This is a genomic window from Brucella pituitosa (genome assembly GCF_965577835.1).
GTDB classification, from domain to species: domain Bacteria; phylum Pseudomonadota; class Alphaproteobacteria; order Rhizobiales; family Rhizobiaceae; genus Brucella; species Brucella pituitosa.
In genome coordinates, this window is sequence record NZ_OZ264092.1 from 574722 (window position 1) to 590208 (window position 15487).

A 15487-nucleotide genomic window follows, 5' to 3' on the forward strand; every position below is an offset into this window, starting at 1 on the left:
TCTGAATAATGGCCATCTGAAATAGTGACCATCTGAAATCACGCTGCTTTCCTTATTTTTTGCGAGTTACGCTCATGGCTTTTCAGACTTTTGATGTAACCACCAATCCGGCCAACGGTGCACCGCGTGTAGCTTTGCTACGCGCGAAGCTGGCCGAGCAGAGCCTTGATGGCTTTCTCGTTCCGCGCGCCGATGAACATCAGGGCGAATATGTACCGCCCCGCGCCCAGCGCCTGAGCTGGCTCACAGGCTTTACGGGCTCGGCTGGCGCTGCACTGATCATGAAAAAGCAGGCCTATATTTTCATCGACGGCCGTTACGAGCTGCAGGTACGCAATCAGACCGACGGCAACGTTTTTTCTTATGAAAGCCTTGTCACCAATCCGCCTGCCAGCTGGCTCGCGGAAAACGGCAAGGGCCTGACGATTGGTTTTGATCCATGGCTGCACACGATTTCCGAAGCGGCGGCACTGCGAGAAGCTCTGGAAAATCAGGGCGGCAAGCTCGTGCCGGTTGCGCATAATCTGGTGGACCTCATATGGGACGATCAGCCGGAGGCACCTCTTGCACCGGTCACTATTCAACCTGCCCGCTTTGCTGGTCATGAGGCCGAAGATAAAATCAAGGACATGCAGAAAGCCGTGGCAAGTGCAGGCGCAAACGCAACTGTACTGACCGATCCGTCATCGGTGGCATGGGTGTTCAACATTCGTGGCAAAGACGTCTCCAATACTCCACTACCGTTGAGCTTTGCGATTATCCCCGCAACTGGCGAGCCAGAACTGTTCATCGACGAGCGTAAGCTTGCCATCGAACCGCGCGCCTATCTCACGCAGCTTGCCAAACTCTGCGAACCTGCCAAGCTTGAAGGCCACCTGAGCGCGCGTGCGGCACAAGGCGAAACCATCCTGCTCGATCCGGCGCTCGCTGCAGAAAAGCTACGCCTTGCCGTGGAAGCCGCAGGTGGTAGCGTGATCCATGGCAAGGACCCTGCCCGCCTGCCCCGCGCAATTAAGAACAAGGCTGAACTCGACGGCTCCCGCTCCGCCCACGAGCGCGATGGCGTGGCCATGGTCAATTTCCTATCCTGGCTTGATGGCAAAACACCTGGCACGGTTGATGAAATCTCGGCCGCACAGCAGCTTGAAGCAAGCCGCGACAAGGCTGGTCGCGATTTCCAGATGCCGCTCGAAGAGCTTTCCTTCGATTCGATTTCCGGTGCAGGTCCGGACGGCGCAATCATCCACTACCGCGTCAACACAGATACAAACCGCAAACTCGAAGATGGCGAGCTCTATCTGATTGATTCCGGTGCGCAATATCGCGACGGCACGACCGACATCACGCGCACGGTTGCCGTTGGTACGATTACTCCAGAAACGATCCGCTCTTTCACGCTCGTTCTGAAAGGTATGATTGCGATCACCACCGCTCGCTTCCCGAAAGGCACGCGCGGACAGGACATCGACGTGCTGGCGCGTATCGCGCTCTGGAAACAGGGCTTTGACTATGCTCACGGCACCGGTCACGGCGTCGGTAGCTACCTGTCGGTCCATGAAGGCCCACAGAGCATTTCCAAGAAGGGCGCACACGAGCTTCTGCCCGGCATGATCCTTTCCAATGAACCTGGCTATTACAAGCCCGGCGCTTACGGCATCCGCATCGAAAACCTGATTATCGTGAAGGAGGCGGAAGTGCCGGCAGGCGGCGAACTGCCGATGATGAGCTTTGAAACGCTCACCTTCTGCCCCATCGACCGGCGCCTTATCGACAAGTCACTGCTTACGCAGGAAGAGCTCGATTGGCTGAACGCCTATCATGCAAGTGTGCGTGAGAAGCTTATCGGCCATCTCGATGGCACACAGGCCAAGTGGCTGGAGGCAGCTACGGCTGCTCTTTAACCCGGAAAAAAGTGGCGCAGCGCGATCAACAGCGCTGCGCCTGCAAAAAACATCGTCATCATGCCCACGCGCAGCGAGAGCAGCACGCAGAAGACAAGCACAAGAAGTTCGCGCCAGCCGTGATCCGATGCAGGTGCTGCAACGATTGCCGTCAAAACTGCTGCAGGCACTGCATTCAATGCTGCTTCGATACGGTAATGCACACGCTCAAATCGCGATAAAATAAGATGTCCGCCGACGCGGGTGAGATAAGTGCAAACAGCGCCTGCAAGAATGATCCAGATCGTTGTAGACATGGCCTTATGCCTCCCCTGTTTGCGGCTTTGCGAGGACGGCTGCAAGCACAACGCCACCTATGGCACCCAGCGTCACATGCCATGGCGAGCCGACAAGCTTATAAGCAATGATCGCGCAAATCGCACTGACGATGACCACAGGCCACCAATGCTCGCGGTGGCGGAAGCTCATCACCATGCCAAGAAAATAGATCGGCAACAGGAAGTCGATACCAAGCGCATAGGGATTGCTAATCAGATTACCGAACAGCGCGCCGATAAGCGTCTCAAGAAGCCAGCAGATATAGATCGTGAGGCCCATGCCCATATACCAGGCAAAACTGATTTTCCGGCCCGCCTCAGCCCGAATTTCCACTTCGGCATATTGTGGATCGACCAGCAGAAAGAAGGCAGCAGCCTTCTGCATGAATGTGAAATGACTGATACGCCGACCAACGGTCGCCGAATAAAGCACATGGCGAAAATTGACCGCAAAGATCGATAGAACAATCATCCATGGCGCAATATTCTGACCGAAAAGATCAAGCCCGACCATCTGGCTCGCGCCCGCATAGAGCATTGCGCTCATAAACACGGCTTCACTGATCGACAGGCCATTGTCGAGTGCCACAGCACCGAACAGCAGGCCGAATGGCGCGCTAGCTGCAACAATGGGCAGACCGCGTTTGACACCGACCCAAAAGTCGCTGCGTGCTGAAGCCGGTGCTGGCCGAAAACCCTGATCCACGAAAATCACTCCTCAATCATACCAAAGCGTGGTGCGTGAGCATCTCAGTGCCTTGGTATGAGAGTGGCTTAGGAAATTTTGCACCAAGTTGAAATCAGTTTTCGCGAAAAATCATACTATAAGAATCTCAAGCAATAAATTGCCCGTGATCAGCAGCATTTCAGCATCACCTATTAAAATGCGTGATGCATCAATGCATTATTCTGATGCTTGAGGAACAGTGCCTTCGATCTTCTTGATCCAGTCGATCAGCGGACACGCCTGTTCAGCAAACTTCACCAGCCGGTCCGCAAGGTCGGCATGGGTGATGCTCTCTGGATCGATCTCCAGACGAACAGCAAAATGCCGGTTGCGGATCGCTTCAAGAAGATCCTCATCGGTCACGGTATCAAAGCCACGCGGCGTACGCTTCAGCCGATCACTATCACTGATCTGCAAACCGCTTTTCCTGAGCTTTGCCACAACAGCGCGATACTCATCCGGCTTTTCGACAATTGCTTCGCGGATGGCCTGCAACAGCTCTTTCTTCGGTCCCCACCACGCCACGCCAGCATAGCAATCGCGCACGCCCGGCAAACCGATGCAGACATAAAAGCAACCGCTCTCATCCCATTTGGTGCCAGAGTTTGAAAGCAATGCCGACAAATGACGATTATAGGGTGCTTTGTCATGAGAAAAACGCGTGTCCCGTTTGATACGGAATTGCGACTTCACACGGTCCCCCTTAAAGGGCAGTCCCACTTTTTCAAAGCGCGCCGTCAGCTCCTCAACCAGATCGCCAAGCGGCTCCTTCAGGTGCTCTTCAAACAAGTCCTTGTTTTCAACAAACCACTCGCGGTTCTGATGAAAATCAAGCGCTTTGAGGAACGGAATAGCCTTGTCGCCGAAACCTTTGAACGGAGCCATCAACCCTCTCCAACCAGCTTGAGCCAAGCATCTTCATCAATCACGTCGATGCCTAGTTCCGATGCCTTCGTAAGTTTCGATCCGGCACCCGGCCCTGCAACAACAAGATCAGTTTTCTTGGAAACAGAACCCGCCGTCTTAGCACCATGGCGCTCAGCCATGGCCTTGGCCTCATCGCGCGACATGCGCTCGAGACTGCCAGTGAACACAACTGTCTTGCCTTCAACCGGCGAACCGGTTGCAATGCGTGCCACTTCATCGAGCGGTGTTACTTTATTGCGTAATTCTTTCAGAACTTCCCAATTGTGTGGCTCCGCATAAAAATCGACCACGGCTTCCGCAACGATGGCGCCAATGCCTTCAACGGCAATCAGATCCTGCCAGGCTTCATTACCCTTATCGGTACGGTCGCCTTGTTTTGGCGGAACTGCGGTTTTCGCCGCTTCTGCAAACTTTTCATAAGTCAGATAGGCCTTCGCAAAGCGCTTGGCATTCACTTCACCAACATGACGGATACCAAGGCCAAACAGGAAGCGATGCAAAGCAATCTCACGTCGAGCATTGATCGCGTCGTAGAGCTTCTTCACGGAGGTCGCGCCAAAGCCCTCGATGTTCTCAAGCTTTTTAAGCGAACCAGATTGACGATCCTGCAGCGTAAAAATATCGGCAGGCGATTTGATTTTCAGACTGTCATCGTCTGCATGGAAGAAGAACTCGACCTGCTTTTCGCCAAGGCCCTCAATATCGAACGCATTACGCGACACAAAATGACGAATGCGTTCGACTGCCTGTGCAGCACAGGTCAGGCCACCCGTGCACCGATAGACCGCCTCGCCTTCCTCACGCACGGCATGGCTACCACAGACCGGACATTCATGCGGGAAATTGAACGGCACAGCATCAGCGGGACGCTTTTCGAGCACAATATCAACAATCTGCGGAATGACGTCTCCTGCGCGCTGCACAATGACCGTATCGCCAATACGAATATCATGATCGTCCTCGCGGATGCGTTCACCCTTGAGGCCAATGCCCTTGATATAATCCTCGTTATGCAGCGTCGCGTTGGTTACGACCACACCGCCGACGGTAATAGGCTCAAGGCGGGCAACCGGCGTTAGCGCGCCTGTACGTCCAACCTGAATGTCGATGCCGCGCAGGATCGTGGTTGCCTGCTCTGCCGGGAATTTATGCGCAATGGCCCAGCGCGGGCTACGCGACCGGAAACCAAGTCGCGTTTGCAGATCGAGCCGATCCACTTTGTAGACGACACCGTCAATATCATAATCGAGACTGGCACGTTCGAGACCAATGGCGCGATAATGTGCAATCAGCTCGTCCGCACTCTGCAAACGTTTTGTCAGTGGATTTACCGGGAAGCCCCACTTGGCGAACACTTCGACCATGCCGTGCTGTGTGTCGGCAGGCATTTCCGACATCTCACCCCAAGCATAAGCGAAAAACCTCAGCTTACGGCTTGCCGTGACCTTCGCATCCAGCTGGCGCAACGAGCCCGCTGCGGTGTTACGCGGATTGACATAGGTTTGCTTGCCTTCTGCCACCATTTGCTCGTTGAGCGCGAGAAAGTCGCTCTTGGCCATATAGACCTCACCACGAACTTCCACGACCGCTGGAACACCCGCCGGAAGCTTATTCGGAATCTCGCCGATGGTCCGGATATTGGCGGTTACATTTTCGCCGGTCGTGCCATCACCACGTGTAGCAGCACTAACGAGAATACCATTCTCATAGCGGATCGACATGGAAAGCCCGTCAATCTTCGGCTCAGCCGTAAAGGCAATGGAATTGTCTGGCAACTGTCCGAGAAAGCGATAAACGCTGCCGACAAAATCCTGCACATCTTCATCCGAAAACGCGTTGCCAAGCGAAAGCATCGGACGCGCATGGACAACCTGTGCGAACTTGGAAACAGGCGTACTGCCAACGCGCAAGGAAGGACTGTCTGCCCGCACCAAATGTGGAAAGCGCTCTTCAATGGCATCATTGCGCCGTTTCAGTGCATCATAGTCCGCATCCGAAATCTCCGGCCTGTCATTGGCATGATAAAGCTCATCATGATGCGCAATTGCACGCGCCAGCCGCTCCAGTTCTGCTACGGCTTCAAGGTCGGTCAGTTTTTCAACGGAGATATCGGACATATGCGTGGCAAAACCTGCTGATTCAATTTTGCCCAACATAACCAAGAAATGAGGCTGCGCCTATGAAAACAGCAAATCGCACACAGACTGCTGACAGCGTATTAGTTAGCCAATGCGCTGTTCTCGGCCAGCAAACGCTCGGCTGCTGCACGCGCTTCATCGGTGATGCTGGCACCGGCGAGCATACGCGCGATTTCTTCCTGTCGTTCATCGACACCAATCGAACGGATCGATGTCGACATGCGATCTTCATTGGTCGCGGATTTCGCAATCAGAAAATGCGTAGAGGCACGCGCGGCCACTTGCGGTGCATGGGTGACGGAAAGCACCTGCACACGCGATGAAAGCCGCGCTAAGCGCTGACCAATGGCATCGGCAACCGCACCGCCCACACCGGTATCGATTTCGTCAAACACAAGCGTCGGAGCCGAACCGCGATCTGCAAGCGCCACTTTCAGCGCCAGCAGGAAGCGCGAAAGCTCGCCACCTGAAGCAACCTTCATCATCGGGCCAGCCCGTGTGCCCGGATTGGTACGAACCCAATATTCGACCGTATCGATACCTTCGGCGGCACGCGCATTGGTATCGGTCGTCATTTCCACGATAAACTCGGCGCGTTCCAGCTTGAGTGCCGGAAGCTCAGCCATGACAGCGGCTTTGAGATGATCAGCCGTGTCCTTGCGGCGTTCAGACAGAGCCTTCGCCGCAGTATCGTAAGAAGCGCGCGTTTCGGTTGCCTGCGCCTCCAGCTGGATCAGCTTTTCTGCACCCGCATCGAGATCAGCGAGGTCCGCGTCCATCTTGTCACGCAGTGCAGGCAGGCCTTCGACCGCAACAGAATATTTGCGCGCAGCGGCTCTGAGAGCAAAAAGTCTCTCCTCGACCTGTTCCAGCACACGTGGATCAAAATCGATTTCCCGCATGGCGTGGTCGATACCGTCCTGCGCCAGCGCCAGACTGTTAAGTGCCTCGTCTATCGCCTTGCAGACCGGCTCCAAAAGATGCGGTGCTTCCGGAATTTTGCGCTCCAAGCGACGCACAAGGCTTGCAAGTGTGGGCACTGGCGAACCATTTCCTGACAGAAGCTCGCCCGCTTCATTCACATCACCGGCGATTTTTTCCGATTTCATCATGATCGCGCGGCGTTCTGCGAGTTCTTCTTCCTCGCCGGGCTGCGGATCAAGCTTGGTCAGCTCTGCAACAGATGAGCGCAGGTAATCGCCTTCACGTTCCGCCTGCTCAACGCGCGCACGATGTTTCGACAAGGCGTTTTCAGCATCGCGCCATGCCTTGTATCGTTCGCGAACGACACCAGTCTCGGTATCAAGCCCGCCAAAGGCATCCAGCAATGTACGGTGAAGATCGGTATCGATCAGCGCACGGTCATCATGCTGACCGTGGATTTCCACAAGCCGCTTGCCCAGCTCACGCAGCAGCGCAACGCTTGCAGCCTGATCGTTGATGAAAACGCGCGTGCGTCCATCACCCATCTGGAGACGACGCAGGATAACGTCACCGTCATCGTCAAAACCATTTTCGCGGAGAAAATTTCTGGCAGGGTGGACGCCCGGAACATCGAACACGGCAGTCACCTGCCCCTGATCGGCACCATGACGGACCAGAGAAGCGTCGCCGCGTGCGCCAAGCGCCAGCGACAACGAATCGAGCAAGATGGATTTGCCCGCACCGGTCTCGCCCGTAAGTACGGACAAGCCGGTCTTGAACTCGATGTCGAGCCTTTCAATCAGGACAATATCGCGGATCGACAGGTGCGACAGCATGCGGGTATCGGCTTAGGCGCCGCCACCCGTGATGAGTGCCGAGGCCTTGGCGAGCCACGAACCGCCATTCTCACGTGGCTCAAGACCACCGCTCTGCAAGAGCTTGTAAGAATCCTTATACCAGCGGCTGTCCGGGAAGTTCTTGCCAAGCACCGATGCAGCCATCTGCGCTTCAGACGTCAGGCCAAGCGCATAATAGGCTTCCACCAGACGGGCGAGTGCTTCTTCAACCTGACGGGTGTTGGAATATTCTTCGACCACACCACGGAAGCGCTTGATCGCAGCCAGATATTCCTTGCGCTCAAGATAATAACGACCGACCTGCATTTCCTTGCCGGCGAGTTGGTCGCGAGCGACGCGGATTTTGGTCTTGGCGTCGTCGGTATATTCCGAATCCGGGAAGCGATCGACCACTTCCTGCATCGCGGCAATGGCGCGGCGGCTTGCGGCCTGATCACGGGTCACGTCAGGAATCTGACGGAAATAGCTCAAGCCGATGATGTAGTATGCGTAAGCAGATTCAGGCGAAGTCGGATAGAGCGTGTTGTAACGCTTGGCCATGCTGATTGCTTCTTCATAATTACCCTGACGGTAATTCGTGAAGGCAGCCATGACGAGCGACTTACGTGCCCATTCAGTGTATGGATGCTGACGATCAACAGCGGCAAACTTCTTTGCGGCTTCGCCAAGGCGACCTGCATCGAGGTTAGCAAGACCTTCGTTGTAAAGCTTGTCCGCCGGATCGATCGTCTCCACATACTTGGAAAGATCGATATCGTCGTTTTTGCTAGCACATCCCGCAAGCGGAACAAAAACGGCAAGAGCGCTGGCTATCAGCGCGGTTTTCGTCTTCACCGGGAATTTCGAACTCGTCATGCGGTCTCCGGCCATCTGGCAACGTCTTTTCTGTCTGGAGCAACGTGAACCCTTCAGTTCACGGCTTTCCCCATTCTTCCCAATACATCAGCATCAGCGCATAGGTAAACATAGCCGAGGCTGTTTTGGCAGTTCATAAACCACATGCTGGCGAAATCGGCAATCGTCAAGCTGATCAATCGTCCGAAAATGCGCGCATAAGGCGTGAATACCCCGGCCCAAAGCTACATTGAAGCTATATCTATGCAAACTAATGGCTTTTCCTCATCCGATACAGAGGTTTGGCTGTCAGTCACAACGAATACGCCGACTCAAAGCGCAGAAGACCCGGCGATCACGGCCCAATTATGGCCATAAACGCCCGAGCCTTCTGCACGAACTTTAAAGCGCCCAGGGCGCCGATATATTTGGCCGTGCAGCTACAAAGTCCGAGCTATCTGCATTCCGGCGCACACCGCTTGCTTCGACGATATCGTAATTTGACTTGTCGGCAAGAAGTGCCTTCACGGTTTCAGCGTTCAATCTGTGACCACCGCGATAGGAACGGAAGCAGCCAATAAACGGCAGACCGGCAAGCGAAATGTCGCCCACGGCATCCAGCGTCTTGTGACGCACGAACTCATCCTTGAAACGCAATCCGCCGGGATTGATCACCGAGTTATCGTCGCCAATGACAAGCGAATTGTCGAGCGAGGAACCAAGTGCCAGACCTGCCGCCCAGAGACGCTCAACATCCTTCATGAAACCAAAGGTACGTGCCGTCGATATTTCCTTGCGAAAGGTTTCTTCCGACATGTCGGCAGCAAACTTCTGTCGACCGATCAGCGGACATTCAAAGTCAATCTCGACCTCAAATCGTGTGCCAGAATACGGCTGGAATTCACCCCATGAACCACCGGCTTCCACGCGCACGGTCTTCAGAATACGAATAAAGCGGCGCTTTGCTTCCTGCACCACAATACCGGCTTCGTCAAAAGCCTCGATGAAACGTGCTGACGTGCCGTCAAGAATTGGAACTTCAGGCCCATTCACTTCGATAATCAGATTGTCGATCCCAACCGCAGCGATTGCGGCCATCAGGTGCTCAACGGTATTGATGCGTGCTTCCTGCGGCCCCAGTGCGGTAGACAGGTCCGTTGCGCCAATCTCCGAAACATGGGCGTGGATGTCGCGCGAAGCAGTCCCCAGGTCCGAGCGCTGGAAAATGATTCCCGCATCCGCATCAGCCGGCAAAAACGTCACCGAAGCAGGCGCTCCGCCATGGACGCCAACGCCTGATAGCGTAACCGCGCGACCGATTGTTTTTTGATAAGCGCTCAAAACCAGTCCAATCTAATTATCATATGAAGCAAGAGCGAAACCTCTACCGAGGTGCCCCCACCGAACGTGCAGTGCCCGTACTAAGCAATCACCAGCTTCCGTCATGTGTTTCTATAATAAGATAGATATGGCGAAAATAGCGACGAACGCACGAAAAACGGCTCGCATCCATATGCGAACCTTATCATGCCATCCCGCAGAAAATAGTGATGCTCGGCAGCCGCTCAAAATCACGCTTTCTTACAAAATGTAACGACGACTACTAAAGCCCATCATGGAAATGCAGAGGACGGCTTTCCCGCAACAACATGCTTCAAAACCACGAGCTGAAGCACGTGATACAGCAATTACGAACAAGACAGGTTCTCACGAAAAAAGCCGTGGGAAGAATCCCACGGCTTTCTCTATTTCAAAGTCGGATCAGATGATTAGTTCGACTGGCGGCGCAGGAATGCCGGGATTTCGAGCTGATCTTCTTCCGAGGCAGCGCGTGGCTGCGGACGGCCCTGATCGTCAAGCTGGCCACGGCGTGGAGCATAGATCGAGCTGTCCTGCTGCATTGGGCGGCGCTGTTCTGGCTGGCGCATTGCAGGCTCACGATGCTGAGCAGGCTCCAGACGAGCTGCTGGCTGTTCTTCTTCACGGCGCGACGACAGACCATGGGTCAGGCGCTTGAGGAGGCTCATCGGTCCGCGTTCTTCCTGAACAGGTTGCTGAGGCGCTGCACGACGTGCATTGATTTCTGCCTGAGCGACTGGGGGAAAGTCGGACACCGCCGGCATGCGCGGAGCAGGACGTGGCTGTGGAGCCGGTTCTGCATGCATCTGCTGTGGCTGCTGGTATGCCTGCGGCTGCATTGCATGAGCCGTCGCCTGATTGTTGATCATCTGCGGCTGTGGGGCTGCAGGACGGGCAACAGGTGCACGTTCAAAGCTCTCAGCAGCAGGAGCCTGGAAAATGCGGCTCTGCGGACGGAAATCCGGAGCAGCAGAAGCTGCAGGCGCAGCTGGCATTTCGCTTTCGATCGACTGAGCGACCGGAGCAGCTGGCTCAGCCTGACGTGGCTGTTCAGTAACCGGAAGACGCAGAGCGCCATGCGGAGCCATTGGCTTTGCCTGCTGAGCGGCTGGCTTTACTGGCTGGCGAAATTCCAGCGGCGCCGGGGCCGCATCTCCGATCTGCTTGTCGATGCCGGTTGCAACAACGGATACACGGATGACGCCTTCAAGGCCTTCGTCGAAGGTCGCGCCGAGAATGATGTTGGCTTCCGGATCAACTTCTTCGCGGATACGGGTTGCAGCTTCATCGACTTCAAAGAGGGTCATATCACGACCACCAGTGATCGAGATCAGGAGACCCTTTGCACCGCGCATCGAAGTTTCGTCGAGCAGCGGGTTAGCAATCGCAGCTTCAGCAGCAGCCATCGCGCGGCCTTCGCCCGAAGCTTCGCCAGTGCCCATCATGGCCTTGCCCATTTCGCGCATGACCGAGCGAACGTCAGCAAAGTCGAGATTGATGAGGCCTTCCTTGACCATCAGATCGGTGATGCAGGCAACACCGGAATAAAGCACCTGATCGGCCATTGCGAAGGCATCAGCGAAGGTGGTCTTGTCGTTGGCAATGCGGAAGAGGTTCTGGTTTGGAATGACGATCAGGGTATCGACGTTCTTCTGCAGTTCTTCGATGCCGTACTCAGCCGTCTTCATGCGGCGAGCACCTTCGAAATGGAAAGGCTTGGTAACGACGCCAACGGTGAGGATACCGCGTTCGCGTGCAGCGCGTGCCACAACAGGAGCAGCACCAGTACCGGTGCCGCCACCCATGCCGGCCGTTACAAAGCACATATGCGTGCCGTTAAGATGATCAACGATTTCGTCGATGCATTCTTCTGCGGCTGCGCGGCCAACTTCTGGCTGAGAGCCCGCGCCGAGGCCTTCTGTGACGGCAGCGCCGAGTTGGATCATGCGTTCAGACTTTGACATTGTCAGAGCCTGTGCATCGGTGTTGGCAACGACAAAATCCACGCCGCGCAGACCGGCATTGATCATGTTGTTTACCGCGTTGCCGCCGCCACCGCCGACACCGAATACGGTGATGCGAGGCTTCAGCTCGGTGATGTCCGGCTTTTGCAGATTAATGGTCATGGTTCTCGTTCCTCTTAAGCCTCTCACCGCTTCGCCGCCGCGGTGCTAATTGGTTATTACGCTGATGGTTACGCCCACATCACGCAATCAAATCACTCAATGTGTACTCAAAAACTCTCTCTCAGCCATTGGCTGACACGTTGAATCCGCCCGCCCGTACCAGTCATAAGACCGGAGGAGGCTGCCTTCACGGACCGTTCTTCAATGCCTGCCACCTGAGGGTAGATCAGAAGACCAACGGTCGCGGAGAAAGCCGCACCCTTAGCCGCCTCAGGCAATCCCGCTATCCCTAGCGGACGCCCGATACGTACATTTCTTGCAAGAATCCGCCGCGCAGCTTCAGGCATGCCCGGCAGCTGACTTGCGCCACCTGTCAGGACTACACGCTTGCCGACAATATGTCCGAGGCCTGACTGGTTCAGCCTGTCGCGAACCAGTTCCAGTGTCTCTTCCACTCTTGCACGGATGATCCGCGTCAGCACTGAGCGCGGATATTGATTGGGTACATCACGCTCATCGTCACCGATTGGCGGAACCGAAATGAGGTCGCGATCATCGGCAGCGCTTGGCAGCGCCGAGCCGTACATGACCTTGAGGCGCTCGGCGTCTTCCATACGCGTGGAGAAGCCGCGTGCCACGTCCATCGTGACGTGATTGCCGCCGATGGCAACTGCATCAGCGTGAATGAATTTGCCTTCGGAGAAAACCGAAATCGTGGTCGTACCACCGCCCATATCGATGCAGGCAGCACCCATTTCAGCTTCATCACCCACGAGCGCTGCAAGGCCGCTCGCATAAGGGGTAGCAACGATTGCTTCAACCGAAAGGTGGCAACGATTGACGCAGAGCTCGAGATTGCGCAGTGGCGCAGCATCTGCGGTCAGCACGTGCATATCGACGCCGAGGCTATCGCCCAGCATGCCGAGCGGATCACGAATACCGCGTTCGCCATCAAGCGTGTAGCCAACCGGCAGTGAATGAACGAGGTGACGTTCCGCTGCAAGCGCCTGCTTCGCACCAGCGGCCAGCACGCGGCGAATATCAGTTTGCTCGACTTCATGACCGCCAAGATTGACGCTCGCGGTGAAGGTTTCGCTCTTGAGGCGGCCAGCTGAAATATTGACGATAAGGCTATCAACCGTCAGACCAGCCATGCGCTCGGCAGCATCAACTGCGAGGCGAATGGACTGTTCAGCCGCATCCAGATCGATAATGACGCCGGACTTCACACCGCGCGAACGCTGATGACCGATGCCAAGCACTTCCATGCGATGTGTGCGGCCTGGCAGCAGTGCGCCACTTTCATGTGGACGCAAGCGTGCGATCACACAGGAAACCTTGCTTGAACCAACATCCAGAACCGTTAGAAGGCGCACCTTGCGCCCTGAAGTTCCGACCTGTGATGAACCTTTTCCGCCAAGAATACTCATACGCGCTTCCCCGTGCGGGATAATTCTTTTTTACGCTCCGCCAAGAACTTCTGGCGTTGCTCCATGCCGCTCGCAGTCAATTGAACCGTAACGCGATCATCCAGACGAAGATCGACAGATGCGATATCGCGCGACAGAAGTTGGTTTTCGCTATCGAGACGCTCGACTTCGGCGAGAGCCTTCATCGGCTCATCTTCCGGCAGCATGATGCGGACACCATTTTCAAGCAGAATATCCCAGCGACGGTCGGCAACGCGGATATAGGCGCGAACCTTGCCAGCCAGCCCCGGATAGGCCGCAACCTCGTCTACGAAGCCCTTAACGCGCTTTTCAGCGCCCTCACCCACGACAAGCGGGAGAGCGTTGTAACGGCCCGCACGAAATGGAACGATTGTATCGCCAGCAGAATCAATCAGCGAAAGCTCCTGGCCATTCTGCCAGACGGCAAATGCCTTGCGCTCTTCGAGAGAAACAAGCAGCGTGCCCGGATAAACCTTGCGCACTTCAGTGCTTTCAACCCAAGGCAGCTTGGCGATAGCCTGACGCGCCTGTTCGGCACTCAGGCCAACCAGTGACGTCTCACCGTCCAGCTCAAGCTGACCGAGAATATCGATGTCCGAGGTCTCGTTGTTACCAACGACCTTTACGTCTTCAATCGCAAAGCCAAATGTCGAAGCGGTCGCCTTGATCATATTCTCGGAATGACCGCCGAGCACCATACCGTAGATGCCGGTTGCACCGAGAAAGCCGAGCATGCCAATCGTGCCAGCATAGCGGGGAACGTTGATATTGCCCTGAAACAGACGGACAGCAAAGCGGAAAGGCTTCCGCAGGAGGCGCGGCAGAACAAAGGCTGCACCCGATGCATCCCGCATCGCGCCCGAACGCCTGTATTCCTGAGATCTGCCGTTTACCGCAAACAAGACGCGTCCTCCACCATCCAACTCAACAATTCACCAAAAGAGATACCTGCCGCCTTCGCGATATCAGGTACGAGCGAGGTAGGAGTCATTCCCGGCTGGGTGTTAATTTCCAGCCAAATAACTTCGCCTTCTTCGGAAAAACGATCATCGAAACGGAAGTCTGATCTGCTTACGCCCCGACACCCGATTGCCCGATGCGCCGTAAGGGCCATTGTTTGTATTTTTTGGTAAATATTTGGTAAAATTTTTGCCGGACATGCGTGAGTTGATGCGCCAGGCACATATTTTGAATCAAAATCGTAGAACTGATGCCCCACTGGAATGATCTCGCACACGTCCATGGCGCGATCACCCATCACAGCGCAGGTCAACTCACGTCCGGCGATGTATTTTTCGACCAGAACATCGGCACCATAATTCCATTCGGCAGAGCTGATGATTTGTGGCGGATGCGACTGATCTTCCTGAACGATGACAACACCGAAGCTCGAGCCTTCACGTACAGGCTTGACCACATAAGGCGGCTGCATCGGATGCTCGGAACTGATATCAAAACGGTTCATCAAACGCGAAGGCGCAACAGCCACACCCGCAGCAGACGCAACCGTCTTGGCACGATCCTTGTCCATGGCGAGCGCAGAGGCCAGCACACCGGAATGTGTGTAAGGGATCTGAAGATATTCGAGGATACCCTGAATAGTACCATCTTCACCAAAAGGACCATGAAGCGCGTTGAACGCTACATCAGGCTTCAGCTCTGCAAGAACGCTGGCGACATTGCGATCAACATCGATACGCGTAACGCGGTAGCCGCATTCTTCAAGCGTCTTCGCACAGGCAGCGCCAGAGGACAGACTGACGGGACGCTCTGAAGAGAAACCGCCCATCAAAACGGCAACATGCTTTCCAGCTTTCTGTCCAGCCACGTTAGTCATCCCCTCTGCGCATTCCCTGCGCTCGAATCAAAAATAGAATCAGGATAGTCCGGCGACACAAGCCGCAGACACCCAAGTCAGGAAAACCC

Annotated in this window: 12 protein-coding genes; 1 reads left to right on the forward strand and 11 read right to left on the reverse strand. The window is 55.3% G+C overall.

Translation table 11 applies throughout. The features are described from left to right. Positions 1–74: 74 nt before the first annotated feature. The gene (locus ACSME1_RS02785; protein ID WP_105705760.1) at positions 75–1901 is read left to right on the forward strand and encodes an aminopeptidase P family protein; all 1827 of its coding nucleotides are present in this window, start codon (positions 75–77) and stop codon (positions 1899–1901) included. Here the strand turns inward: ACSME1_RS02785 and ACSME1_RS02790 are convergent. From ACSME1_RS02790 to ACSME1_RS02840, 11 genes are all read right to left on the reverse strand, one after another. Then, a complete protein-coding gene (locus ACSME1_RS02790) occupies positions 1898–2197 on the reverse strand; it encodes an AzlD family protein (RefSeq protein WP_024899603.1) in 300 nt (99 codons plus the stop codon). The two genes, ACSME1_RS02785 and ACSME1_RS02790, sit on opposite strands and share 4 nt — an antisense overlap. Positions 2198–2201: 4 nt before the next feature. Then, positions 2202–2924, reverse strand: a complete 723-nt coding sequence (locus tag ACSME1_RS02795) for an AzlC family ABC transporter permease (RefSeq protein ID WP_024899602.1) — start codon at positions 2922–2924, stop codon at positions 2202–2204. Between the two features lie 198 nt (positions 2925–3122). Beyond that, complete coding sequence (locus ACSME1_RS02800; protein WP_024899601.1) at positions 3123–3830, reverse strand: DUF2461 domain-containing protein; 708 nt, start codon at positions 3828–3830, stop codon at positions 3123–3125. Continuing rightward, on the reverse strand, positions 3830–5989 hold the full coding sequence (gene ligA / locus ACSME1_RS02805; protein WP_024899600.1) for an NAD-dependent DNA ligase LigA: 2160 nt from the start codon (positions 5987–5989) through the stop codon (positions 3830–3832). The genes ACSME1_RS02800 and ligA overlap by 1 nt, the downstream gene beginning before the upstream one ends. Positions 5990–6090: 101 nt before the next feature. Beyond that, complete coding sequence (gene recN / locus ACSME1_RS02810; protein WP_024899599.1) at positions 6091–7770, reverse strand: DNA repair protein RecN; 1680 nt, start codon at positions 7768–7770, stop codon at positions 6091–6093. A 12-nt stretch (positions 7771–7782) separates the two neighbouring features. Next, positions 7783–8646, reverse strand: a complete 864-nt coding sequence (locus tag ACSME1_RS02815; RefSeq protein ID WP_024899598.1) for an outer membrane protein assembly factor BamD — start codon at positions 8644–8646, stop codon at positions 7783–7785. 381 nt (positions 8647–9027) lie between these two features. After that, entirely contained in the window at positions 9028–9966 is a 939-nt protein-coding gene (lpxC, locus tag ACSME1_RS02820) for a UDP-3-O-acyl-N-acetylglucosamine deacetylase (protein ID WP_024899597.1), read from the reverse strand. Between the two features lie 428 nt (positions 9967–10394). Beyond that, positions 10395–12110, reverse strand: coding sequence for a cell division protein FtsZ (gene ftsZ, locus ACSME1_RS02825; protein ID WP_105705758.1), 1716 nt, complete (start codon positions 12108–12110; stop codon positions 10395–10397). A gap of 107 nt (positions 12111–12217) precedes the next feature. Then, entirely contained in the window at positions 12218–13540 is a 1323-nt protein-coding gene (ftsA, locus tag ACSME1_RS02830) for a cell division protein FtsA (RefSeq protein WP_024899595.1), read from the reverse strand. After that, positions 13537–14463 (reverse strand): cell division protein FtsQ/DivIB, encoded by a 927-nt coding sequence (locus ACSME1_RS02835; protein ID WP_024899594.1) that lies wholly within the window; start codon positions 14461–14463, stop codon positions 13537–13539. The genes ftsA and ACSME1_RS02835 overlap by 4 nt, the downstream gene beginning before the upstream one ends. Then, positions 14451–15350: a D-alanine--D-alanine ligase gene (locus ACSME1_RS02840; RefSeq protein WP_235822361.1), complete on the reverse strand. Its 900-nt coding sequence runs from the start codon at positions 15348–15350 to the stop codon at positions 14451–14453. The genes ACSME1_RS02835 and ACSME1_RS02840 overlap by 13 nt, the downstream gene beginning before the upstream one ends. Positions 15351–15487 lie beyond the last annotated feature (137 nt).